Source organism: Streptomyces sp. AM25 (assembly GCF_058146165.1).
In genome coordinates this window covers 119,930-141,409 of record NZ_JBKIWN010000004.1, presented here as the reverse complement: position 1 = coordinate 141,409, position 21,480 = coordinate 119,930, and the positions used below count along the sequence as shown (strand labels likewise).

The 21,480-nt window shown below is 70.6% G+C and carries 22 protein-coding genes; 4 read left to right on the top strand and 18 right to left on the bottom strand.

From position 1 onward, the window contains the following. Positions 1 to 112: 112 nt before the first annotated feature. The 8 genes from ACLHRZ_RS06765 to ACLHRZ_RS06730 form a co-directional block, all read right to left on the bottom strand. The gene (locus ACLHRZ_RS06765) at positions 113 to 319 is read right to left on the bottom strand and encodes a hypothetical protein (RefSeq protein WP_490417346.1); all 207 of its coding nucleotides are present in this window, start codon (positions 317 to 319) and stop codon (positions 113 to 115) included. Between the two features lie 30 nt (positions 320 to 349). Then, positions 350 to 589, bottom strand: coding sequence for a hypothetical protein (locus ACLHRZ_RS06760; protein ID WP_490417486.1), 240 nt, complete (start codon positions 587 to 589; stop codon positions 350 to 352). 49 nt (positions 590 to 638) lie between these two features. Continuing rightward, positions 639 to 1,601: a helix-turn-helix transcriptional regulator gene (locus tag ACLHRZ_RS06755; protein WP_490417345.1), complete on the bottom strand. Its 963-nt coding sequence runs from the start codon at positions 1,599 to 1,601 to the stop codon at positions 639 to 641. 21 nt (positions 1,602 to 1,622) lie between these two features. Further along, positions 1,623 to 2,600, bottom strand: a complete 978-nt coding sequence (locus ACLHRZ_RS06750) for a helix-turn-helix transcriptional regulator (RefSeq protein ID WP_490417344.1) — start codon at positions 2,598 to 2,600, stop codon at positions 1,623 to 1,625. Between the two features lie 119 nt (positions 2,601 to 2,719). Further along, entirely contained in the window at positions 2,720 to 3,091 is a 372-nt protein-coding gene (locus ACLHRZ_RS06745; protein ID WP_490417343.1) for an FKBP-type peptidyl-prolyl cis-trans isomerase, read from the bottom strand. A gap of 65 nt (positions 3,092 to 3,156) precedes the next feature. Continuing rightward, positions 3,157 to 4,134 (bottom strand): FKBP-type peptidyl-prolyl cis-trans isomerase, encoded by a 978-nt coding sequence (locus tag ACLHRZ_RS06740; protein WP_490417342.1) that lies wholly within the window; start codon positions 4,132 to 4,134, stop codon positions 3,157 to 3,159. A gap of 147 nt (positions 4,135 to 4,281) precedes the next feature. Further along, positions 4,282 to 5,643 carry a Pup--protein ligase gene (gene pafA, locus ACLHRZ_RS06735; protein WP_490417341.1) on the bottom strand — a complete coding sequence of 454 codons (1,362 nt, stop codon included), beginning with the start codon at positions 5,641 to 5,643 and terminating at the stop codon, positions 4,282 to 4,284. Positions 5,644 to 5,652: 9 nt separating this feature from the next. Continuing rightward, positions 5,653 to 6,927, bottom strand: coding sequence for an MFS transporter (locus ACLHRZ_RS06730; RefSeq protein WP_490417340.1), 1,275 nt, complete (start codon positions 6,925 to 6,927; stop codon positions 5,653 to 5,655). A 225-nt stretch (positions 6,928 to 7,152) separates the two neighbouring features. Here ACLHRZ_RS06730 and ACLHRZ_RS06725 point away from each other — a divergent pair, with 225 nt between their 5' ends. Continuing rightward, a complete protein-coding gene (locus tag ACLHRZ_RS06725; RefSeq protein ID WP_490417485.1) occupies positions 7,153 to 8,103 on the top strand; it encodes a LacI family DNA-binding transcriptional regulator in 951 nt (316 codons plus the stop codon). A gap of 45 nt (positions 8,104 to 8,148) precedes the next feature. Here the strand turns inward: ACLHRZ_RS06725 and prcA are convergent, their stop codons facing one another. The 6 genes from prcA to arc form a co-directional block, all read right to left on the bottom strand. Beyond that, positions 8,149 to 8,916, bottom strand: a complete 768-nt coding sequence (gene prcA / locus ACLHRZ_RS06720) for a proteasome subunit alpha (RefSeq protein ID WP_490417339.1) — start codon at positions 8,914 to 8,916, stop codon at positions 8,149 to 8,151. Positions 8,917 to 8,973: 57 nt separating this feature from the next. Continuing rightward, positions 8,974 to 9,816, bottom strand: a complete 843-nt coding sequence (gene prcB / locus ACLHRZ_RS06715; protein WP_490417338.1) for a proteasome subunit beta — start codon at positions 9,814 to 9,816, stop codon at positions 8,974 to 8,976. After that, positions 9,768 to 10,343, bottom strand: a complete 576-nt coding sequence (locus ACLHRZ_RS06710) for an endonuclease VII domain-containing protein (protein WP_490417484.1) — start codon at positions 10,341 to 10,343, stop codon at positions 9,768 to 9,770. The genes prcB and ACLHRZ_RS06710 overlap by 49 nt, the downstream gene beginning before the upstream one ends. Before the next feature lie 54 nt (positions 10,344 to 10,397). Beyond that, positions 10,398 to 10,616, bottom strand: a complete 219-nt coding sequence (locus ACLHRZ_RS06705) for a ubiquitin-like protein Pup (protein WP_014671690.1) — start codon at positions 10,614 to 10,616, stop codon at positions 10,398 to 10,400. A gap of 164 nt (positions 10,617 to 10,780) precedes the next feature. Then, on the bottom strand, positions 10,781 to 12,292 hold the full coding sequence (dop, locus tag ACLHRZ_RS06700) for a depupylase/deamidase Dop (protein ID WP_390778956.1): 1,512 nt from the start codon (positions 12,290 to 12,292) through the stop codon (positions 10,781 to 10,783). A gap of 274 nt (positions 12,293 to 12,566) precedes the next feature. Beyond that, a complete protein-coding gene (arc, locus tag ACLHRZ_RS06695; RefSeq protein ID WP_490417337.1) occupies positions 12,567 to 14,333 on the bottom strand; it encodes a proteasome ATPase in 1,767 nt (588 codons plus the stop codon). Positions 14,334 to 14,581: 248 nt separating this feature from the next. On the opposite strand from arc, the gene ACLHRZ_RS06690 reads away from it, so the two are divergent. Then, complete coding sequence (locus ACLHRZ_RS06690) at positions 14,582 to 14,872, top strand: ferredoxin (RefSeq protein ID WP_490417336.1); 291 nt, start codon at positions 14,582 to 14,584, stop codon at positions 14,870 to 14,872. 4 nt (positions 14,873 to 14,876) lie between these two features. Here the strand turns inward: ACLHRZ_RS06690 and ACLHRZ_RS06685 are convergent, their stop codons facing one another. The 3 genes from ACLHRZ_RS06685 to ACLHRZ_RS06675 all read right to left on the bottom strand — a co-directional run bounded on the left by ACLHRZ_RS06685 (position 14,877) and on the right by ACLHRZ_RS06675 (position 18,033). Then, complete coding sequence (locus ACLHRZ_RS06685) at positions 14,877 to 15,431, bottom strand: hypothetical protein (protein ID WP_490417335.1); 555 nt, start codon at positions 15,429 to 15,431, stop codon at positions 14,877 to 14,879. Positions 15,432 to 15,590: 159 nt separating this feature from the next. Beyond that, the gene (locus ACLHRZ_RS06680) at positions 15,591 to 16,478 is read right to left on the bottom strand and encodes a tRNA (adenine-N1)-methyltransferase (RefSeq protein WP_171080361.1); all 888 of its coding nucleotides are present in this window, start codon (positions 16,476 to 16,478) and stop codon (positions 15,591 to 15,593) included. 316 nt (positions 16,479 to 16,794) lie between these two features. Beyond that, the gene (locus ACLHRZ_RS06675; protein WP_490417334.1) at positions 16,795 to 18,033 is read right to left on the bottom strand and encodes a site-2 protease family protein; all 1,239 of its coding nucleotides are present in this window, start codon (positions 18,031 to 18,033) and stop codon (positions 16,795 to 16,797) included. A 140-nt stretch (positions 18,034 to 18,173) separates the two neighbouring features. Between ACLHRZ_RS06675 and ACLHRZ_RS06670 the strand changes: the two genes are divergently transcribed. Both ACLHRZ_RS06670 and ACLHRZ_RS06665 read left to right on the top strand, forming a co-directional pair. Beyond that, the gene (locus ACLHRZ_RS06670) at positions 18,174 to 19,088 is read left to right on the top strand and encodes a RecB family exonuclease (protein WP_490417333.1); all 915 of its coding nucleotides are present in this window, start codon (positions 18,174 to 18,176) and stop codon (positions 19,086 to 19,088) included. Between the two features lie 15 nt (positions 19,089 to 19,103). Beyond that, positions 19,104 to 19,775, top strand: a complete 672-nt coding sequence (locus ACLHRZ_RS06665) for a response regulator (RefSeq protein WP_087928839.1) — start codon at positions 19,104 to 19,106, stop codon at positions 19,773 to 19,775. Positions 19,776 to 19,809: 34 nt separating this feature from the next. Here the strand turns inward: ACLHRZ_RS06665 and ACLHRZ_RS06660 are convergent, their stop codons facing one another. Next, positions 19,810 to 21,411 (bottom strand): ABC transporter substrate-binding protein, encoded by a 1,602-nt coding sequence (locus ACLHRZ_RS06660; protein ID WP_490417332.1) that lies wholly within the window; start codon positions 21,409 to 21,411, stop codon positions 19,810 to 19,812. Between the last annotated feature and the right edge of the window lie 69 nt (positions 21,412 to 21,480).

Sequence of the window (21,480 nt, the reverse complement as noted above, 5' to 3'; positions counted from 1 at the left end):
GCAATCCCTCTGCATACTCCCAGTTGCGGCCCTCCGCCTCGTCACCAGGGCCGCCGGAACCAGACTACCCGTCCGGTTCCGGGCCTCAGCAGGGCGGCGGACGAGCGCGGATTCAGTCCCGGTGGAGCACCTGTGCGGTCTGCGAGGCCAGCGGGCCCGCGGCCCGCTCCAGCTCCTCGGCCGCGCGGGTGATGCGCTGCGAGCTGTCGGCCACCTGCCGGGCCAGCCGTCTCACCTCCACGAAGACGCGCACGGAGAGCACCCCGAGCACGGCGATGCCGCAGAAGGCGAGGACGACGGCGATCACGGGCCACAGCATGGGACGAGCCTATCGGGGGAAACGGCCAGGTCAGGCGGTGATGTGGAGGCGCAGCGTCCGCACGCCGCCGTCGGTCAGCAGCGCGACGATCCGCTCCCCCGCGGGCTTGCGCACCGCGGAGCCGCAGTCGGGGCAGGTGAAGGAGTAGAAGGTGGTGCGGTCGCTGGCGCCGATCGCCAGCCGCAGCGCCCCCGCGGCCAGCTCGAAGCTGCTGCGGCAGTCGGGGCAGGCGGCCTTGAAGACCGCGGCGACCGTCGTGCACCCGTCCATCGGATCCCCTTTCACACCGTTCACTGCGGCCTCCTCTCTCCGTGGCCGCTCACTCGCCGTAGCCCGCGAGGGCCTCGCGGGCCGCGTCCCGCGCGCTGTCCGCCAGTTCCTGCGGGGAGACGATCCGCCCGTCGCGGCCCAGCCGCAGCGCCAGCCGCCGCAGCGAGGCGGGGTCGGGGGCGCGCAGGGTGATCCGCAGCCCGCCCTCGGGCAGTTCCTCGGCGCTGTCGTGCGGGTAGTACTCGGCGACCCAGCGGCCGCCGGGGCCGACCTCGATGACGACCTCGGGGTCCTCGGCGGCGGGCTGGACCAGCGCCTCGGACAGGTCGCGCAGTTCGACGGGCGGCGGGTCGGCGGGCGCGTCCAGCAGCCGGATCTCGGCCACCCGGTCCAGCCGGAAGGTGCGCCGGGCCTCGGTGAGCCGGCACCAGGCCTCCATGTAGGTGCGGCCGACGGCGAACAGCCGGATCGGATCGACCTCGCGCTCGGTGAGCTCGTCCCGCGCGGGCGAGTAGTAGCGCAGCCAGAGCCGGCGGCGCTCGGAGATGGCCCGGTCGACCTCGGCGAAGACGCCGCCCTCGGACTCGAAGCTGACCGAGAGCCGCGAGCTGGCGCCCGCGGCCTCCCCGGCCGCCGCCTCGATCTTGGCGGTGGCACGGACCAGCGCCTGCCGGTCGCCCTCGCGCAGCCCGGGCAGGGTGGCGACGGCGCGGGCGGCCACCAGCAACGCGGTGGCCTCGTCGGCCGCGAGCCGCAGCGGCTCGCCGGTGCTGGTGCCCGAGGCGTCGGGGTTGTGCCACCAGATGCGGTCACCGTCGGTGTCGATGTCCAGCAGGTCGCCGCCGCGGAAGCTGGTGCCGCACATGGGCAGCACGTCGAGGTCGCCGATCAGCTCGTCCTCGGTGATCCCGAAGGCGCGGGCCACGTCGGCGACGCGGGCGCCGGGGCGCTCGCGCAGGTAGGTGACGAGCGACAGCATCCGCCGGGTCTGGTCGATGGCGTTGACGGCCATGAGTAGTCGGTCCCGTTCCTCTCAGCCCTTGGCCACGGCACGCAGCCGGTCGATCACATCGGCCCGCAGCTCGGCCGGTTCGAGCACGATCACGTCCGGGCCGAACTCCACCAGCCAGGCGTCCAGCCCGTGGCCGTAGGGGATCTCCAGCTCGTCCCAGCCGTCGCCCAGGTCGCGGGTGGCGGTGGCCCGGGCGCGCAGCGGATAGCCGTGCCCGGCCCGCACCTTGATCAGGGCGGTGCCGGTGGCCGTCTCGCCGGCCCAGCTCTCGACCGTCTCGCGCACGGTGACGTGGTCGGGGACGGGAGCGCTGAAGGGCAGCGCCCGGGAGCGGACCCGGCCGGTGATGCGGGAGAGCCGGAAGACCCGCTCGGCCTGCCGGTCGCGGTCCCAGCCGGCCAGGTACCAGTGGCCGCGCCAGCACTCCAGGGTCCACGGCTCGACATGCCGCTGCTCGGGGCGGGCGGCGTTGGCCTTGCGGTAGTCGAAGGTGACGGTCCGGCGGTCGCGGGCGGCCAGCATCAGCGGCTCGAAGGCCGACTCGTGGACGGGGATGCGCGGCTCCAGCGCGAGGTGCCCGTAGGAGTCCTCGGCGAGCGGCATCCCGGCGGCGCGCAGCTTCTGCAGCGCACCGCTGGCGGCGCCGGCCAGCCGGGCCTGCTGCCAGACCTTGGCGGCGAGGCCGAGGGCGGCCGCCTCCTCGACGTCGAGGGTGACCGGGGGGAGACGGTTGCTGTCCCGGCGGGCGAGGTAGCCGAATTCGCCGTCGGTGCTCTCCACCGTCTCGATGATCAGGCCGAGTTCGCGAAGGTCGTCCTTGTCGCGCTCGAACATCCGGTTGAAGGCGTCATCGCCGCCCTCGGAAGCACCGTTGCCCGGCCCGAACGCTTCGAGGTAGGCCTCGATGGACCCCCGCAACTCCCGCTTGCTGAGCGGCCGGCGGGTGCCCAGCAGGCACAGCGCCAGGTTCATCAGCCGCTCGGCCTTGGCGATCGCCATCGACGCCCTCTCTACTTGTGCTCTCAACCGCTGACCGTACCGCTCGCCGCTGCCACGGCAAAAGCCGAGGGCCCGCGCCCGCAGGCACGGGCCCCGGGCCCTTCACGTCACAACGCGTCTCAGACGGCGACCAGGTCGCAGACGAAGATCAGGGTCTCGCCCGGCGCGATCTTGCCGCCGGCGCCACGGTCGCCGTAGGCCAGGTGCGGCGGGATGATCAGCTGGCGGCGGCCGCCGACCTTCATGCCCTGGACGCCCTTGTCCCAGCCCGCGATGACCTGGCCGGCGCCCAGCTTGAACTGCAGCGGGGTGCCGCGGTTCCAGCTGGCGTCGAACTCCTCGCCGGAGGAGAAGGAGACACCCACGTAGTGGACCTGGACCATGTTGCCGACCTGGGCGACCGGGCCGTCGCCCTCCCAGATGTCCTTGATCTCCAGGTCGGCCGGCGGCTCGCCGCCCGGGAAGTCGACCTCGGGCTTGTCGATGTTCACGAAAGTGCTCCTACGAACGTTGTCTTGCGGACAGCCGTGCAATTCTGGCAGATCTCGATCTGCCGTCAGACCTTGCCCACGATGTCGACGACGAAGACCAGCGTGTTCTTGTCGAGCCCGCTCTGCGCCTGGCCCTCGTAGCCCAGCTTCGGCGGGATCACCAGCTCCACCCGGTCCCCGACGTGCTTGCCCACCAGGCCCTGGTCCCAGCCCTGGACGACCGAGCCGGTGCCGATCTGGAAGGCCGTGGCGCCCGAGTGGTCCCAGGAGGAGTCGAACTTCTGGCCGTCCTCCCACTTCACGCCCGTGTACTGGGCGATCAGGCCGTCACCCGCCTTGATCTCCGGGCCGCTGCCCTTGATCAGCACCTGCTGCTTCAGGTCCGTCGGGGGCTTGGTGTCCTTGGGGATGCTGATGTCGGCGGCCTTCTGCGCGTTCGCCTTCACCTCGGGCATGCCGTCCTCCGGCTTGGCCTGGTCGCCCTTGGCCTCGCTCTTGGAGTCGACCTTCTGCGCACCGACCACGTCGATCACCCACACCAGGCCGTCCTCGGGCTTCACGCCGGCCTGCGGGTTGAGCTGGTCCCCGATGAGCGCCTTCGCGCTGCCCTCGACCTCGATCCGGCTGCCGACCTTCTGGCCGGCCACGGCGTCCAGCACCTTCGACGGCATCTCCTGGCTGGGCTGGCCCAGCTGCTGGACCATCTGCCGGCGCGGGCCCTTGGCCGACTTGTCCTGGGTGGCCCAGGTGCCGCCGAGGGGCTTGTCGTCCTTCATCGTCTGCCCGGCGAAGTCCAGCCGGACGTAGGAGCCCTTCTCCGCCTTCTCGCCCGTGCCCTCGGTGAGGGTCTTGACGACCATCTTGTCCGACGGCTTGGCGCCCTTCGGCGTGGAGATCTTGGGCTGCTCGCCGAACTTCCCCTCCACCGTGACCTTGGCCTCCGACGATCCTCCGCCGTCGCTCCCGCACGCCGCGGCGGCGAGCAGCAGGACGGGCACGGCCAGAGCCGCGGCGAGGCGACGCGTGTTCTTCGTGTGGTTCATGAAGTCCAACTCGGGCTAGGGGGGTCGCTGGGCAGTGTCCGTCACTCTACGGCCTGTGCCGCACCGATCAACCCTGCCCGACACGGATGTGCGCCGGGTCCGGTGGACCCGGCGCACATCCGTGCCTTTTGCCGCACTTCCGGACGCTCACATTCCGGCGATCAGCTTCTCCACCCGGTCGTCCACGGAACGGAACGGGTCCTTGCACAACACGGTGCGCTGCGCCTGGTCGTTGAGCTTCAGATGCACCCAGTCGACGGTGAAGTCCCGCCGCTGCTCCTGTGCCCGGCGGATGAAATCGCCGCGCAGCCGGGCCCGGGTGGTCTGCGGCGGCACCGACTTGCCCTCGAAGATCTTGACGTCGTTGCACACCCGCGCCGCCTGCCCGCGCTTCTCCAGCAGGTAGTACAGCCCCCGCCGGCGGTGGATGTCGTGGTAAGCGAGGTCTATCTGCGCAATGCGCGGATGCGACATGGTGATGTTGTTCTTCGCCCGGTACCGCTCGATGAGGCGGTACTTCATCACCCAGTCGATCTCGGTCTCGATGCGGTCCAGGTCCTCGTCCCGGATCGCCTCCAGGGAGCGCCCCCACAGCTCCAGCACCCGCTCGACCGTGCCCGTGCGGATGCCGCGGCGCTCGCAGAAGTCCACGGCCTTCTCGTAGTACTCCTGCTGGACCTCCAGGGCCGAGGCCTCCCGGCCGCTGGCCAGACGCACCTTGCGTCTGCCCGTGATGTCGTGGCTGACCTCGCGGATGGCCCGGATGGGATTCTCCAGCGTCAGATCGCGCATCACCGTGCCCGCCTCGATCATGCGCAGCACGAGATCGGTCGCACCGACCTTCAGCAGCATGGTCGTCTCGGACATGTTCGAGTCGCCGACGATCACATGCAGGCGGCGGTAGCGCTCGGCGTCGGCGTGCGGCTCGTCCCGGGTGTTGATGATCGGGCGCGAGCGCGTGGTGGCGGAGCTGACGCCCTCCCAGATGTGCTCCGCACGCTGGCTCACGCAGTAGACCGCGCCCCGCGGGGTCTGCAGCACCTTCCCCGCGCCGCACAGCAGCTGCCGCGTCACCAGGAAGGGGATGAGGATGTCCGCAAGACGCGAGAACTCCCCGTGCCGCGCGACGAGATAGTTCTCGTGGCAGCCGTAGGAGTTCCCGGCGGAATCGGTGTTGTTCTTGAAGAGGTAGACGTCGCCCGCGATCCCCTCCTCGTGCAGGCGGCGCTCGGCGTCGACGAGGAGGCCCTCGAGGATGCGCTCGCCCGCCTTGTCATGGGTGACCAGCTCGGTCACGCTGTCGCACTCGGGAGTTGCGTATTCCGGGTGCGATCCCACGTCGAGGTAGAGGCGGGCGCCGTTGCGCAGGAAGACATTGCTGCTGCGGCCCCAGGAAACGACACGGCGGAAGAGGTACCGCGCCACTTCGTCAGGGGACAGGCGGCGCTGTCCTCTGAAGGTGCACGTGACGCCGTACTCGTTCTCCAGCCCGAAAATGCGGCGGTCCATGCCTGAACACTACGCCTGATGCTCCGTGCTGAAACCGGGTTCGACGGCCCCGTTCCGATCATTTTCCGACCGCGCCACGACCGTCGAGACGGACGCCGGAGCCTGCAGGTGGCGCCGGGTCCCGAGCAGGACGGCCGTCGCAGCCGCACCGCCGCCCACGGCGGTCGCGAACCCTGCGCCGGCGCCGCCGTATTCGACCGCCGGGCCGACGAAGGCCGTGCCGATGGCCGCACCCACGCCGAAGGAGGTCACCAGCCAGGAGAACGCCTCCGTCACCGTGCCCTGCGGCGCGTGCCGGTCGACCACGACGAACGCGCAGGCCAGCGACGGCGCGAGGAAGACGCCCGCCACACCGGCGAGCAGCGTCATCCCCACCACGCCCGGCACCAGCAGCAGCGGCAGGTAGCACACGGCCATCGCCGCCGCGAGCACCCGCAGCCGCTGCTCCGGGGTCCCCGGCCACTGCCGGGCCCCGTAGACGAAGCCGCCGATCAGCGCGCCGACACCGACGGCCGAAAGCAGGTAGCTGGAGACCATGCCGCCGCCGTGCACGTCGCCGTAGGCGACCGCGGCGACCGCGATCGAGCCCATCGCCGAGCCGATGAAGAAGAACGCCGCCAGCACCACGCGCAGCCCGGGCGAGCGCAGCGCGCCCAGCCAGTGCGCGTCGCGCGGCTCGCTGCGCCACTGCCGCGAGGGCGGCGAGGTGACCACGGCCAGCGTGCCGAGCACACCGAGGACATTGATGACGAACAGCGAGCCCGCCTCGGACCAGCAGGCGATCAGACCGGTGACGAGCAGCGGGCCGAAGACGTAGATGAACTCCTGGGCGACCGCGTCGAGGGCGTAGGCGGCGTGTATTCGCTCCTCCTTGCCCTTGAGGACCGACGGCCACAGGGCCCGCAGCCCGCCCTCCATCGGCGGCGTGAAGAAGCCCGCCACGATCATGGCGGCGTAGGCCGCTGGCACCGAGTCCAGGCCCACCAGGACGAAGGCCGTCATGCCGAGCGCCGCCAGCGCCGCCGCGGGCAGCATCACGCGCAGCTGGCCGCGGAGGTCCACGGCCCGGCCGAGCAGCGGCTGGCCGACGGCGTTGGCCACGCCGTAGACGGCGGAGAGCCCGCCGGCCAGGGCGTAACTGCCGCCCTGGGCACGGACGAAGAGGACGATCGCCAGCGCCGCGGTGGCGTTCGGCAGCCGTCCCACCAGGGTTCCGGTGAGCAGCCGTGCCGCGTACCGCGTTCTGAGCATGTCGCCGTAGCCGCCGCCCGCTGCCGCCGCCATCGTCCGCCTTCCGTCTGTGAACACTCTGTTGCCGACCCGCCGGTCACCGGCTGGTTTTACGTATAACTGAAGCAGTTATACGTACCATGGCCGCAACCCCCGGGTCCAACCGCGGGTCGGCAGGAAAGGGACGCCCCACCCGTGACGGACAAGGTGCCGGAGAAGCCCACCAGCCGGGACGTCGCACGCGAGGCCGGGGTCTCCCAGGCGACGGTCTCTCTGGTCATGGGCGGGAAATGGCGCGGCCGCGTCTCCGAGCGGACCGCCGAGGCCGTCCGCACCGCCGCCCGCGGACTCGGCTACCGCCCCAACCTCGCCGCCCGCAACCTGCGCCTCGGCCGCACCCGCACCGCCCTGCTCGTCGTCCCCGCCCTCACCAACGAGGTCTTCGCCCGCGTCTACACCGGCGCCGCCCGCGCGGCCGCCGAACACGGCGTCGGCGTCCTGCTCTACCCCTCCCCCGACGGCACCGGCCCCGCCCGCGACCCCTTCTCCTCGGCCCGGGCCACCCTGGACGGCGTCATCGCCTCCTCCATGGCCGCCGACGCCCTCGACGACATCCGCGAGGGCGGCCTCCCCCTGGTCATGCTCGACAGCGACCCCAAGCACCCCGAGGCCTCCGCCACCGTCAACCTCGACATCGCCGACGGCATGCGCCAGGTCGCCCGGCACCTCCTCGGCCTCGGCCACCGCCGCTTCGGCCACCTCGCCGCCGACATCGACTCCTGGACATTCCGCGAGCGCGCCCGCGCCCTGGCCGGCACCCTCCGCACCGTCCCCGGCGCCGCCCTCGTCCGCACCGAGACCGCCACGCTCGACGTCGCCGCCGGACGGCAGGCCGCCGAACGCGCCCTCACCGGCCCCGGCCCCCGCCCCACCGCGCTGGTCTGCGACGGCGACGTCCTCGCCGCCGGCGCCTGCAAGGCCGCCCGGCGGCTCGGGCTGCGGGTCCCCGAGGACGTCTCGGTCACCGGCTTCGACGACCTCTCCCTCGCCACCGCCGTCGAACCCGAGCTCACCACCGTCCGGCTGCCCGCCGAAGCCGTCGGCGAAGCCGGCATGCGCGCCCTCATGGCCGTCCTCGACGGCCGCGCCCCCACCGCCGACGCCCTGCCCGTCCGCCTGGTCACCCGCGGCTCCACCACGCACAACGCCGCGCGCCCCGCGGGCGGTTGAACCGGCGGGGCGTGCGGCGGAAATATTTTGGAGGAACGGCGGGAATCAGTCCCCGGAGCCCTGCTCCTCCGCGTCGGCCTCGTCCATCGTGACGTCGGAGGCGTCCGCCCCGGCCTCCTCCTCCAGCAGCCGGGACAGCTGGCGGCCCAGCAACCTCTTGAACTTGCGCTGCTGCGGCCGCGTCCGGTCCAGGACCGCGACCTCCAGCTGCTCGGCGGTCAGCGTCCGCTCGCCGCCGTTGGTGTCCCGCGCGAGGGACTCCATCGCCAGCTTGAGCGCCTCCGACAGCGTCATCCCGTCCCGGTGACGCTGGTCGAGATAGCTGCTGATCTGGTCCGCATTGCCGCCCACCGCGACCGAGCCGTGCTCGTCCACGATCGAGCCGTCGTGCGGCAGCCGGTAGATCTGGTCGTCCTCGGGGCCCGCGCCCACCTCGGCGACGATCAGCTCGACCTCGTACGGCTTCTCGCCCGCGCTGGAGAAGATCGAGCCCAGCGTCTGGGCGTAGACGTTCGCCAGGCCGCGCGCCGTCACGTCGTCACGGTCGTAGGTGTAGCCCCGCAGGTCCGCGTACCGGACGCCGCCGATGCGCAGGTTCTCGAACTCGTTGTACTTCCCGACCGCGGCGAAGGCGATCCGGTCGTAGATCTCGCTGACCTTGTGCAGCGCACGGGACGGGTTCTCGGCGACGAACACCACGCCGTTGTCGTACTGGAGCACCACGACGCTGCGGCCGCGCGCGATGCCCTTGCGGGCGTACTCGGCACGGTCGGCCATGGCCTGCTGAGGTGAAACATAGAACGGCGTCGACACCGGCTATCCGTCCCTTTCTGTCAATGGCGAAAGCATGCAAGAAGCCCCGGACGAGCCCTAGAGCAGCGCGGCCCGCGGACCGTCCGGCTCCTCCAGCCGCCGCTCGTGGATCGCCCGCACGGTCTCGGAGCACTCGGCCTCGGTGAGCCGCCGGAAGCCCTCGTCGGTGATCACGGTGACGATCGGATAGATCCGGCGCGCCAGATCCGGCCCGCCCGTCGCGGAGTCCTCGTCGGCCGCGTCGTACAGCGCCTGCACCACCAGCGTGATCGTCTGCTGCTCCGTCAGGTCCTCGCGGAACAGCTTCTTGAACGACCCGCGCGCGAAGAGCGAACCCGACCCCGTCGCCGCGAAGCCGTGCTCCTCCGAGCGCCCGCCCGTCACGTCGTAGGAGAAGATCCGCCCCTTCTGGCGGTCCACGTCCCACCCGGCGAACAGCGGCACCACGGCCAGGCCCTGCATGGCCATGCCCAGATTGCCGCGGATCATCGTGGAGAGCCGGTTGGCCTTGCCCTCCAGGGAGAGCTGCGCGCCCTCCACCTTCTCGAAGTGCTCCAGCTCCAGCTGGAACAGCTTGACCATCTCCACGGCCAGACCCGCCGTGCCGGCGATGCCGACCGCCGAGTACTCGTCGGCCGGGAAGACCTTCTCGATGTCCCGCTGCGCGATGAGATTGCCCATCGTCGCCCGCCGGTCACCGGCGAGCACCACGCCGCCCGGGAACGAGGCCGCCACGATCGTCGTCCCGTGCGGCGCCTCGACCACGCCCTGCGTCGGCAGCTGCCGCTTCTGCGGGATCAGCTCGGGCTGGTGGGCGGCCACGAAGTCCATGAACGAGGACGAGCCGGGCGTCAGGAAGGCAGCTGGTAGACGCCCGATGCTACGAGGGTTGGCTTCCACACGTTTCCTTCCACGTATGCGATGGCCCGGCGCATCACGCCGACATCGTCTCTCAACTTTCCGAGTGCCGAATTGCAGTTGAAGCACAGCACGCCACGGACCTTATCCGTCTCGTGGCAATGATCCACATGCACTGCCGGGGCTGCCAAGCAGACGCAACAAACGCCTGCTTGCGAGGCGATCATTTCATCGCGCTGAGCCTCGGTGATGCCGTAGGTCCGCTTGAGGTGGCCAGCGCGGTTCTCGGCGGCACGGCACGCCTTGCAGCGCGTCGAGAGCCCATCGGGAGCCGTTGCGTTTCGATGCCACTCCGAGTGCGGCTTGACCTCCCCGCACTGGCGGCAGTACTTGTGCCCTTCCGGAGCCGTCACTCGGGGGCGAACGTTCCTACCCTTCGCCTTCTGCCGCTCCTGGTGGTACTCGGATGCGCACACTCTGCAGTAGCACTGCAGACCGTCACGCAGCGACCGATCGGCAGCGAACGCCTCGCGCGGCTTTCCCTTGCGGCACCGCGCGCAGCGCTTCATCCCCTCCGACACAGACAGCCACCCCACCTTTTCACCTTCGATTCGAAGGAAAAATCACTCTCCACCCTTTTGAACGAAGCTTCGAACGAAGTCCTCGGCGTTCTCTTCGAGCACATCATCGATTTCGTCCAGCACAGAGTCCACGTCGTCCGACAGCTTCTCGTGGCGCTCCTTGAGGTCCTCGGAGCCCTGCGCATCCTGCGCCTGCTCCTCGACCTCCTCCGTCGAACGCGTGGCCTTCTGCTGCCCGCCGCCGGTGTCCTTGGTCGCCATGCCCCTCACCCCGCTCGTGTCTCGAAGAACCTTCTCTGACAGAACCCCGTGCAAGATCAGACCCTATCGGCCGGGTCCCGCCCGGGCCCTGCACTTGCTACAACGTCCCGGAACCACCCGGATGATTCCCGGATCGCCCGCTTCTCAGACCCTCCGGACCCTGCTCAGCCGCCCGACAGCACCCGCACCAGCTCCTCCGCCGTGCGACAGCGGTCCAGGAGTTCCTTGACGTGGTTGCGGGTGCCCCGCAGCGGTTCCAGGGTGGGGACGCGCTGCAGGGAGTCGCGGCCGGGGAGGTCGAAGATCACCGAGTCCCAGGAGGCCGCGGCCACGTCGTCCGCGTACTGCTCCAGGCAGCGGCCGCGGAAGTAGGCCCGGGTGTCCTCCGGAGGGGCCGTCCTGGCGCGGGCCACCTCGGTCTCGTCCAGCAGCCGCCGCATCTTGCCGCGGGCGGCCAGGCGGTTGTACAGGCCCTTCTCCGGGCGGACGTCCGCGTACTGCAGGTCCACCAGGTGCAGCCGGGCCGCGTCCCAGTCCAGGCCGTCGCGGCGGCGGTAGCCCTCCAGGAGCTCGCGCTTGGCGACCCAGTCCAGCTCGCCGGACAGGCTCATGGGGTCGCGCTCGAGCCGGTTGAGCACGTCCTCCCAGCGGCCCAGGACGTCCTTGGTCTGCTCGTCCGCGTCCGCGCCGAAGCGGTCCTCCACGTACTTGCGCGCAAGCTCGAAGTACTCCATCTGCAGCTGCACGGCGGTGAGTGTGCGGCCGCTGCGGAGCGTGATCAGGCGGCGCAGCGTGGGGTCGTGGCTGACCTGGTGGAGGGTGCGGACGGGCTGTTCGACGGCGAGGTCGGAGGCGATGAAGCCGTCCTCGATCATCGACAGGACCAGGGCCGTGGTGCCCAGCTTGAGGTAGGTGGAGATCTCGGAGAGGTTGGCGTCGCCGATGATCACGTGGAGCCGGCGGTACTTCTCGGCGTCGGCGTGCGGCTCGTCGCGGGTGTTGATGATGGGCCGCTTGAGGGTGGTCTCCAGGCCGACCTCGACCTCGAAGTAGTCGGCGCGCTGGCTGATCTGGAAACCGTGCTCGTGACCGTCCTGGCCGATGCCGACGCGGCCCGCGCCGGTGACGACCTGGCGGCAGACGAAGAACGGTGTCAGGTGGCGCACGATGTCCGAGAAGGGGGTCTCCCGCTTCATCAGGTAGTTCTCGTGCGTGCCGTAGGAGGCGCCCTTGTTGTCGGTGTTGTTCTTGTAGAGGTGGATCGGCTGGGCTCCGGGCAGCTGGGCGGCGCGCTCGGCGGCCTCGGCCATGATCCGTTCGCCGGCCTTGTCCCAGAGGACGGCGTCCCGGGGGTTGGTGATCTCCGGGGAGCTGTACTCGGGGTGTGCGTGGTCGACGTAGAGCCGTGCCCCGTTGGTGAGGATGACGTTGGCCAGGCCGATGTCCTCGTCGGTGAGCTGGCTGGAGTCGGCGGCCTCGCGGGCGAGGTCGAAGCCGCGGGCGTCCCGCAGCGGGTTCTCCTCCTCGAAGTCCCAGCGGGCACGGCGTGCCCGGTGCATCGCGGCCGCGTAGGCGTTGACGATCTGGGACGAGGTGAGCATGGCATTGGCGTTCGGGTGACCGGGGACGGAGATCCCGTACTCCGTCTCGATACCCATTACTCGCCGTACGGTCATGCGGCCCTCCTTGCCCGGCGGCGCCCCGGAATGGGGTCCGCGCTCAAGTACCGCTGCGCTTCCGGTCCATGTGCGTCCCCCGCGCGCTGCGCTGCGCTACCAGAGAGCCTAGAACGGCTTTGCGGCGCTGGGGAGATCATTACAGTCATTGCTCCGGTTCGTGCCGTGCCGGGGCCCGCGGGGCGCGGCCGTAAAACACGACCGGCCGCGGACGCCCTGGGAGCCCCCCGCCACGAGGGACGGGGGAAGGACATCCGCAGCCGGACGGCGGGTGCTACAGGTACTGGCCGGTATTGGCCACGGTGTCGATGGAGCGGCCCGTGTCCGCGCCCTGCTTTCCGGTGACGAGGGTGCGGATGAAGACGATCCGCTCGCCCTTCTTGCCGGAGATGCGGGCCCAGTCGTCCGGGTTGGTGGTGTTGGGCAGGTCCTCGTTCTCCTTGAACTCGTCGACGCAGGCGGCGAGCAGGTGGGAGACGCGCAGGCCCTTCTGGTTGTGGTCGAGGAAGGCCTTGATGGCCATCTTCTTGGCCCGGTCCACGATGTTCTGGATCATGGCGCCGGAGTTGAAGTCCTTGAAGTAGAGGACTTCCTTGTCACCGTTGGCGTAGGTGACCTCCAGGAAGCGGTTCTCCTCGGATTCCGCGTACATCTGCTCGACCACCGACTGGATCATGCCGTCGACCGTGACCCGGGCGTCTCCCCCGTGCTCGGCCAGGTCGTCGGCGTGCAGCGGCAGGGTCTCCGTGAGGTACTTCGAGAAGATGTCCTTGGCGGCCTCGGCGTCCGGGCGCTCGATCTTGATCTTCACGTCGAGCCGGCCGGGGCGCAGGATCGCGGGGTCGATCATGTCCTCGCGGTTGGAGGCGCCGATGACGATGACGTTCTCCAGGCCCTCCACGCCGTCGATCTCGGAGAGCAGCTGGGGGACGATGGTGTTCTCCACGTCCGAGCTGACGCCGGATCCGCGGGTGCGGAAGAGGGAGTCCATCTCGTCGAAGAAGACGATGACGGGCGTGCCCTCGCTGGCCTTCTCCCGAGCGCGCTGGAAGATCAGCCGGATGTGCCGCTCGGTCTCGCCGACGTACTTGTTGAGCAGTTCGGGGCCCTTGATGTTGAGGAAGAAGCTCTTCCCCGCGGGCTTGCCGGTGACCTCGGCGACCTTCTTGGCAAGGGAGTTGGCGACGGCCTTGGCGATGAGCGTCTTGCCGCAGCCGGGCGGGCCGTAGAGCAGGACGCCCTTGGGCGGCCGCAGTTCGTGCTCCTTGAAGAGGTCGGGGTAGAGGTAGGGGAGCTCGACCGCATCGCGGATCAGCTCGATCTGGTTCCCCAGACCGCCGATCTTGGTGTAGTCGATGTCCGGGACCTCTTCGAGGACGAGTTCCTCGACCTCGCTCTTGGGGATGACCTCGTAGACGTAGCCGGAGCGGGGCTCCAGCAGGAGGGCGTCCCCGGGGCGGATGGTGGCGTCCAGCAGCGGCTCGGCGAGCCTCACCACCCGCTCCTCGTCGGTGTGTCCGATGACGAGGGCCCGTTCGCCGCCGTCGAGGATCTCCTTGAGGGTGACGATGTCGCCGTGCCGCTCGAAGGCCATCGCGTCGACCACGTTGAGCGCCTCGTTGAGCATGACCTCCTGGCCGGGCCTGAGGTCCTCGAGCTCGACGCTGGGGCTGACGTTGACCCGGAGCTTGCGGCCTCCGGTGAAGATGTCGGCCGTGCCGTCCTCGTTGGGCTGCAGGAAGACACCGAAACCGGCGGGCGGCTGGGCGAGCCGGTCGACCTCCTCCTTGAGGGCCACGATCTGATCGCGGGCCTCACGCAGGGTGTTCGCGAGCCGCTCGTTCTGTGCGGAGACGCCGGCCAGGTTGGTCTGGAGCTCGACGATCCGCTCTTCGAGAATCCTCGTGTGACGCGGAGAGTCGGCGAGCTTGCGTCGCAGGACGGCGATCTCCTGCTCAAGGTAGGCAACCTGGCCCGCGGGGTCGTCGGACCCTCGTCCCGGCCGGATGCCGCGGTTCATGTCGTCGTCGTGGGCTGCCACGGTCCTCACCTCCTCCAAGGGGAGCTGGACGCTTCCAGACCCTACCTGGGCCGGTGCAGGTTGAAACCCCTAGATCACAAACCCGGTCGGAGTGTGTCCGATCTTCACCCTTGCGCACGTCCTCACGGGAGGGGGATACCCACCCATCAACATCGGAAAGCGGGCGGTTGTATCGTCGACTCGGTCAACACCCGTCAGGGCTGGCTCCATTTGATTCACGTACGCAGGAAACGGCAGGCGAGACGACCGTGCAGAACGAAGGCCCCAGCGAGCTGGAAGTCTGGATCGACCAGGACCTGTGCACCGGCGACGGCATTTGTGTGCAGTACGCGCCCGAGGTCTTCGAGCTGGACATCGACGGCCTGGCCTATGTGAAGAGCGCGGACGACGAACTGCTGCAGGACAAGGGTGCCACGACTCCCGTTCCGCTGACGCTGCTGAACGACGTCCGGGACTCGGCGAAGGAGTGCCCCGGCGAGTGCATCCACGTGCGCCGGGTCTCCGACGGGGCCGAGGTCTACGGCCCCGACGCGGAGTGACGGTTCACACACTCCCCGCGACGGGAAGTGCGGTGAGCCCGAACTTCCCGTCCTGCCACCGCCATTCGACGGCCCGGCGCAGATCCGGACAGCACCGCGGCACGTTCGCCCCGGAGTAGCCGAGCAGCGTGGCCGAAATCCTGTCGTCCGTCGCGGTGAAGGCGGTGACGCTCATCTTCTGCCGCGGGTCGACGAGCGTGGCGACGACGCGGGGCGCACCGCCCTTCTCGGCCGGTGCGGCAAGGACGTAGACACCGCTGGGCGGTGTGCCTCCGCCGGCACGGCAGCGCACGACGGCGGCCGTCTCGGGACGGCCGTCCCCGTCCAGGTCCGCGGACTCCTGCTTGACGACCTCCGCCCGGGTTCCGGCACAGTCCAACGGATAGTGCGCGGCACGGGCGTCGGGCGCGGGGGAACGCAGCGCCACGGGCGCGGTGGTGTCGCGGGGGCCCAGCAGGGCGGTGCCCGCGATCACGGCGGCGAGCGCGGCGGCGGTGCCGAGCCAGTGCGCGGGACGGGGGCGGGCGTGCGGGAGGGGCGGCGGCCCGGCAGGGTGCACGTGACTCCTGAGGATGCGCGAGGGCGTGGATCTTCCGCATCGTGCCACACGGCCTGCCGCCGGGGAACAGCGGCTCGCCCTCAACGCAGCGGCGCCGCCGCCGAGTTCCGCGCGGTGCGGAACCCGGGGGCGGCGCCGGCCGGCACAGTACCCCGGAACTCAGCCCTTGTTGGGGCCTTCGTAGTCCTCGCCGTACGCGCCCTTCGCCGGGCGGCGGCGGCGCATCGGCGGCTCGACGCCGTCCGCGAGGCGGCGGGCGGTGACGAGGAAGCCGGTGTGGCCGATCATCCGGTGGTCCGGGCGGACGGCCAGGCCCTCGACGTGCCAGTTGCGGATCATCGACTCCCACGGCTGCGGCTCGGCGAAGCAGCCGATCTCGCGGATGGACTCGACGGTGCGCGCGAGCTGGGTGGTGGTGGCCACGTAGCAGCAGAGGATGCCGCCGGGGACGAGCGCCTTGCGCACGGCCTCCAGGCACTCCCAGGGGGCGAGCATGTCCAGGATGACCCGGTCGACATCGGTGTCGGACAGGTTGTCCTGGAGGTCGCCGACGGTGAGCTGCCAGGCGGGGTGCGGGCCGCCGAAGTAGCGCTCGACGTTCTGCTGCGCGATCTCGGCGAAGTCGGCGCGGCGCTCGTAGGAGTGCAGCATGCCCTGGTCGCCGATGGCGCGCAGCAGGAAGCTGCTCAGCGAGCCGGAGCCGACACCGGCCTCCACGACGCGGGCGCCGGGGAAGATGTCGGCGAAGGCCAGGATCTGCCCCGCGTCCTTGGGGTAGACCACGGCGGCTCCGCGCGGCATGGACAGGACGTAGTCGGGGAGCAGGGGGCGCAGCGCGAGGTAGGCGACGTTTCCCGTGGTTCGGACAACACTGCCCTCGGGAGCACCGATCAGCTCGTCGTGCGGGAAGGCACCCTTGTGGGTGTGGAACTGCTTCCCGGCTTCGAGCGTGAAGGTGTAGTGGCGTCCCTTGGGGTCGGTGAGCTGGACCTGGTCCCCGACCTGGAAGGGCCCGCGACGGCGGGCGGCACCGGTCGGTTCGGACATGTGACCAGACTACCGGCTGGCCTGCGGCCTGCTGACCACGAGCGTGCGGGGGCGCCCCGTAAGGGGCGCGGGGAACTGCGCGAGCGACCACGACGCCCCTGCAGCCGAGGTTCCCCCAGCTACCGCTGGGAGGTACCCCCAGGGGCTTCGCCCCGAACCCGTGGGGGTGGTTCGTCGGCTGCGGGCCGTCGGTTGTTGCTCGCGCAGTTCCCCGCGCCCCTTACGGGGCGCCCGGTGCGGGTGCGTCGTGGCTGGTCGCGCCCACGCGGCGGAGCCGCATATGTGAGCAGCCCCGCGCCCCTGACGGGGCGCCCGGCTAGGCCGACGGCCTGGCCATGGCGGCCACGAAGGCGCGTTCCACGTCCGCCGTGGACAGGACGCCGTAGATCTCGCCGGTGTCCTCGGTGACGAGGTACTCGGTGGCCGGGTGATCGCGGAGGGTCTCCAGGAGGTCCTCGCCGGTGAGCTCGGCGGAGACGTGCATCTCGGCCGTGAGGTCCTGGGCGAGGCCGCCGACGGTGACCCAGGGGCGGCGGTGCTGGGGCACGGCGACGATGGCGGCCTCGCGGACGAGCGCGGTCGGGGTGCCCTGGCCGTCGACGACCACCAGGGCCCGGGCGCCCGCCTCGTTGGCGCGGCGCAGCGCCTCGGAGAGCGGGGTGGCGGCCTCGACGGGCACGGCGCGGCGGGTGAGGGTGCGGGCGCGCAGGCGGGGCAGGTGCTCGCGGAGGCGGGCCATGCGCAGGCTGTTGCCGGCGCCGGTCCAGATGATGGCGGCGAGGATGGCGGCGAGCAGCGCGTCGGTGAGCGAGTCGACGCCGCCGAAGTCGGCGGGGGCGTCGCCGAGGCCGCCGTGGGTGAGCAGGGGCAGGCCGACGAGCACGGAGACGGCGAGGGCGCGGCCGACCCAGGCGGCGGCGATGGTCCCGGTCATGGCGCGGCCGCTGATCTTCCAGACGACGGCGCGGAGCATCCGGCCGCCGTCCAGGGGCAGCCCGGGCAGCAGGTTGAAGACGGCGACCAGCAGGTTGGAGATCATGAGCCCGGCGAGCAGCACGCCGGGCACGGTGGCGGGCTCGACGGCGAGCCAGCCGAGGTAGAACAGGCCGGCCAGGACGAGCGAGAGCAGGGGGCCGACGAAGGCGAGCACGAACTCGCGGCCCGGGGTCTCGCTCTCCTTCTCGATCTCGGAGACGCCGCCGAAGAACTGCAGCTGGATGCGGCGCACCGGAAGCTTGAAGCGCAGGGCGGCCACGGTGTGGGCGAGTTCGTGGACGAGCACGGAGGCGTAGAAGGCGACCGCGAAGAAGAGGGAGACCAGGTAGCGGGCGCGGCCCAGTTCGGGCAGGACGCGGTCGAGCTGGCCGCCGAAGACCCAGGTGATCAGGGCGGCCACGAGGAACCAGCTGGGGGCCACGTAGACGGGCACGCCGAAGGGCCGGCCCATGAGGATGCCGCCGCCGCTGCCGCGCGGGCGCGGCGGCCTGCGGTTCCCGGGGCCGGCCTGCCCGCCGGTTCCCCCGCCGCCGGATCGGCCCTGGCCGCTTGTCTCCACGGTGTCGGTGTCCCCTCGTCGGATGCGTTTCCCCGCACCCGCCCGGTGCGCTGTCTTTTCACACGATCATGCAGTGCGGGGCCCCCTGCCGTCGATGGTATGCGCCCGGTTGTCGGTGACGGGCCGTAGGGTTCTGTGTCATGGATACCGCCACCGAGCATTCCGCCGTTCCGGCCCCGGAGGGGGCGGGCGGCCGCATTCCCGCGCAGTCCGGGCCGTCGCGGCCGGTGTCGCTGTCGCCGTCGCGCGCCGCGGATTTCATGCGGTGTCCGCTGCTCTACCGCTTCCGGGTGATCGACCGGCTGCCGGAGAAGCCGAGTCCGGCGGCCACCCGGGGCACGGTGGTGCACGCGGTGCTGGAGCGGCTCTTCGACGCCCCGGCGGCCGAGCGCACCGCGCCGCGGGCGCGCGGGATGGTGCCGGGCGCCTGGGAGGAGCTGCTGGCCGCGCGCCCGGAGCTGGCGGAGCTGTTCGCCCGGGAGGACGGCTCGCAGGACGCGGAGCGGCTGGGGAAGTGGCTGGCCGACGCCGAGAAGCTGGTGGAGCGCTGGTTCACGCTGGAGGATCCGGTGCGCCTGGAGCCCGCTGAGCGCGAGCTCGTCGTGGAGACGACGCTGGACTCGGGCCTGCTGCTGCGCGGCATCGTCGACCGGCTGGACGTGGCGCCCTCGGGCGAGGTCCGCATCGTGGACTACAAGACGGGCAAGGCCCCGGCCCCGCAGTACCGCCAGGACGCGCTGTTCCAGATGATGTTCTACGCGCTGGTGGTGTGGCGGCTGCGCGGGCGGGTGCCGCGCCGGCTGCAGCTGGTCTACCTGGGCAGCGGGGACGTGCTGACGTACGACCCGGTCGAGGCGGAGCTGCTGGCGGTGGAGCGCAAGCTGCGCGCCCTGTGGGACGCGATCACGCTGGCCGTGGAGACGGGCGACTGGCGTCCGCGGCCGACGAAGCTGTGCGGCTGGTGCGACCATCAGGCGGTCTGCCCGGAATTCGGCGGCACTCCCCCTCCGTATCCGCTGGCCGCCGGGGCTCAGGGCAGAATGGACGCGGTCTAGCGAAGGAGTTCTCCTGTGGCGATCCGTGTCCTGTTGGTCGACGACCAGCCGTTGCTGCGCACCGGCTTCCGCATGATCCTGGAGGCCGAGCAGGACCTGGCCGTCGTGGGGGAGGCCGGGGACGGCCTGCAGGCGCTCGACCAGGTGCGTGCGCTGCAGCCCGATGTGGTGCTGATGGACATCCGGATGCCCCGGATGGACGGCGTCGAGGCGACCCGGCAGATCACCGGTCCGGAGCGGAACGGCCCGGCCAAGGTGCTGGTGCTGACGACCTTCGACCTCGACGAGTACGTGGTGGAGGCGCTGCGCGCCGGGGCCAGCGGCTTCCTGCTCAAGGACGCTCCCGCGCACGAACTGGTGCAGGCGATCCGGGTGGTGGCGGGCGGCGAGGCGATGCTGGCGCCGAGCATCACGCGGCGGCTGCTGGACAAGTACGCGGGCCATCTCCCGTCGGGCGAGGAGCCGTTGCCGGACACGCTGCACACGCTGACCGACCGTGAGGTCGAGGTGCTGAAGCTGGTGGCGCGGGGCCTGTCGAATGCGGAGATCGCGGCGGATCTGTTCGTCAGCGAGACGACGGTGAAGACGCACGTGGGGCATGTGCTGACGAAGCTGGGCCTGCGGGACCGGGTGCAGGCGGCGGTCTACGCGTACGAGAGCGGGCTGGTGCGCCCCGGCGCGCAGTAGGCGGCCGGGGCACGGGGGTCGGGAGAGCGGCGGGTCAGCTCTTGTTGGCGGACTTGCCGATCTCCCAGAAGCGGAAGACGGTCGAGGCGTCGAGCGTCCACTGCAGGCCGGAGACGCGGGAGTTGGCGACCACGTACTGCTTGCCCTGCCACAGCGGCAGCACGGGCAGGTCCTGGGCGACGGTGTTCTGCAGCCTGGCGAAGTCGTCGACGGTGGCGGAGCGGCTGCCCTGTGCGGCGGTGGCCGGCAGGATCTTCTCCGCTATCTCCTTGGACTCGTAGTTGTTGGCCAGTTCGCTGTCCTGGCCGAAGAACGGCGCGGTGAAGTTGTCGGGGTCGGGGTAGTCGGGGATCCAGCCCTTGACGTAGACGCCGTAGGCGCCGGAGTGGACGCCCTTCTCGTACTCCTCGAACGGGACGCTCTTGACGTCGGTGTCGAACAGGCCGCTGGCGTTGAGCTGTTTGGCGATCTCCTGGAACTCGGCGACGGTGCCCGGGCCGTAACGGATGGGCGTGGCCCACAGGGTGAGCTTGACCTTGCCGTGGATGCCCTCGGACTGCAGGGCCGCGGCGGCCTTGGCGGGCTGGGGGCGGTCGCCGTAGAGGTCGAAGAACGAGGTCTTGTGGCCGGTGATGCCGCTGGGGACGACCGAGTAGAGCGGTTCGGCGGTGCGCTTGTAGACGTCGCGGACGAGCGCGCTGCGGTCGACGAGGTAGGCGATGGCCTTGCGGACCCCGGCCTTGCCGGCCACGGGGTCCTTGGTGTTGAAGACCATGTGCTGGATCTCGGCGCTGGTGCCCTCGATGACGTTGAGCTTGTTCTTGTCGTCGGCGTCCACCGCCTGCAGGTCGGCGATGTCCTTCATGGCCAGGCCGCGGTAGGCGAGGTCCACGTCGCCCTTCTGGACGGCGCCCTTGAGCTCGGCCTGCTCGCCGTGGAAGAACTTCAGCGTCACGCCGCTGTTCTGGACGGTGGCCGGGCCCTTGTAGGAGCCGTTGACCTTGAAGACGGCCTTGGTCTTGTCGAAGGAGTCCAGCTTGTAGACGCCGGATCCGACGGCCTTGCCGTCGGTGCGCAGCTTGTCCATCGGGTACTCGGTGTGGTCGACGATGGAGCCGGCACCGGAGGCGATCTTCTGCGGGAAGGTGGCGTCGGGGCGCTTGAGGTGGAAGACGACGGTGGACTTGTCGGGCGTCTTGATGTCCCCGATGGTGGAGAGCATCGACGCGGCCGGGCCGTCCTTGTCGTTGATCTTCATCGTGCGGCGGAAGGACCAGGCGACGTCCTCGGAGGTGAGGGGGTGGCCGTTGGTGAACTTCAGCCCGTCCTGGAGCGTGCACTCGTAGGTCTGGCTGGAGTGGTCCTTGAAGGAGCAGCTCCTGGCCGCGTCCGGCGTCGGGATGGTGCTGCCCTTGGGGAAGCTCATCAGCGACTGGTAGACGTTGTTGAACAGCACCCAGGATCCGGGATCGTAGCCCGAGGCGGGGTCGGTGGTCACGACCTCGTCGGACATCCCCATGACCACCGGCTGCCCGGTGCCGGCCGCCGTGCCGTCCTCCGACCCGCACCCGCTGAGCAAGGCGGCGGCAAGCCCCGCGCCGAGCGGGGCGGCGAGCCACTGGTCACGTTTCTTCACTTGCACGTTCCTCACAGTTCTCGTCAGGGCGGTGGCGGCCGCCTTGGGGATTGAGAGTCGTTCTGTGGA

What these genes read in the sequence shown, in the direction of transcription:
- ACLHRZ_RS06760 (WP_490417486.1), bottom strand. Translation starts at nt 589, where the DNA reads ATGGACGGGTGCACGACGGTCGCCGCGGTCTTCAAGGCCGCCTGCCCC.
- ACLHRZ_RS06765 (WP_490417346.1), bottom strand. Translation starts at nt 319, where the DNA reads ATGCTGTGGCCCGTGATCGCCGTCGTCCTCGCCTTCTGCGGCATCGCC.
- pafA (WP_490417341.1), bottom strand. Translation starts at nt 5,643, where the DNA reads ATGGACCGCCGCATTTTCGGGCTGGAGAACGAGTACGGCGTCACGTGC.
- ACLHRZ_RS06725 (WP_490417485.1), top strand. Translation starts at nt 7,153, where the DNA reads ATGGGCGGGAAATGGCGCGGCCGCGTCTCCGAGCGGACCGCCGAGGCC.
- ACLHRZ_RS06710 (WP_490417484.1), bottom strand. Translation starts at nt 10,343, where the DNA reads ATGAAGCGCTGCGCGCGGTGCCGCAAGGGAAAGCCGCGCGAGGCGTTC.
- ACLHRZ_RS06670 (WP_490417333.1), top strand. Translation starts at nt 18,174, where the DNA reads ATGGATACCGCCACCGAGCATTCCGCCGTTCCGGCCCCGGAGGGGGCG.
- ACLHRZ_RS06740 (WP_490417342.1), bottom strand. Translation starts at nt 4,134, where the DNA reads ATGAACCACACGAAGAACACGCGTCGCCTCGCCGCGGCTCTGGCCGTG.
- ACLHRZ_RS06705 (WP_014671690.1), bottom strand. Translation starts at nt 10,616, where the DNA reads ATGGCGACCAAGGACACCGGCGGCGGGCAGCAGAAGGCCACGCGTTCG.
- ACLHRZ_RS06750 (WP_490417344.1), bottom strand. Translation starts at nt 2,600, where the DNA reads ATGGCGATCGCCAAGGCCGAGCGGCTGATGAACCTGGCGCTGTGCCTG.
- ACLHRZ_RS06730 (WP_490417340.1), bottom strand. Translation starts at nt 6,927, where the DNA reads ATGGCGGCGGCAGCGGGCGGCGGCTACGGCGACATGCTCAGAACGCGG.
- ACLHRZ_RS06680 (WP_171080361.1), bottom strand. Translation starts at nt 16,478, where the DNA reads ATGTCCGAACCGACCGGTGCCGCCCGCCGTCGCGGGCCCTTCCAGGTC.
- ACLHRZ_RS06755 (WP_490417345.1), bottom strand. Translation starts at nt 1,601, where the DNA reads ATGGCCGTCAACGCCATCGACCAGACCCGGCGGATGCTGTCGCTCGTC.
- dop (WP_390778956.1), bottom strand. Translation starts at nt 12,292, where the DNA reads ATGACCGTACGGCGAGTAATGGGTATCGAGACGGAGTACGGGATCTCC.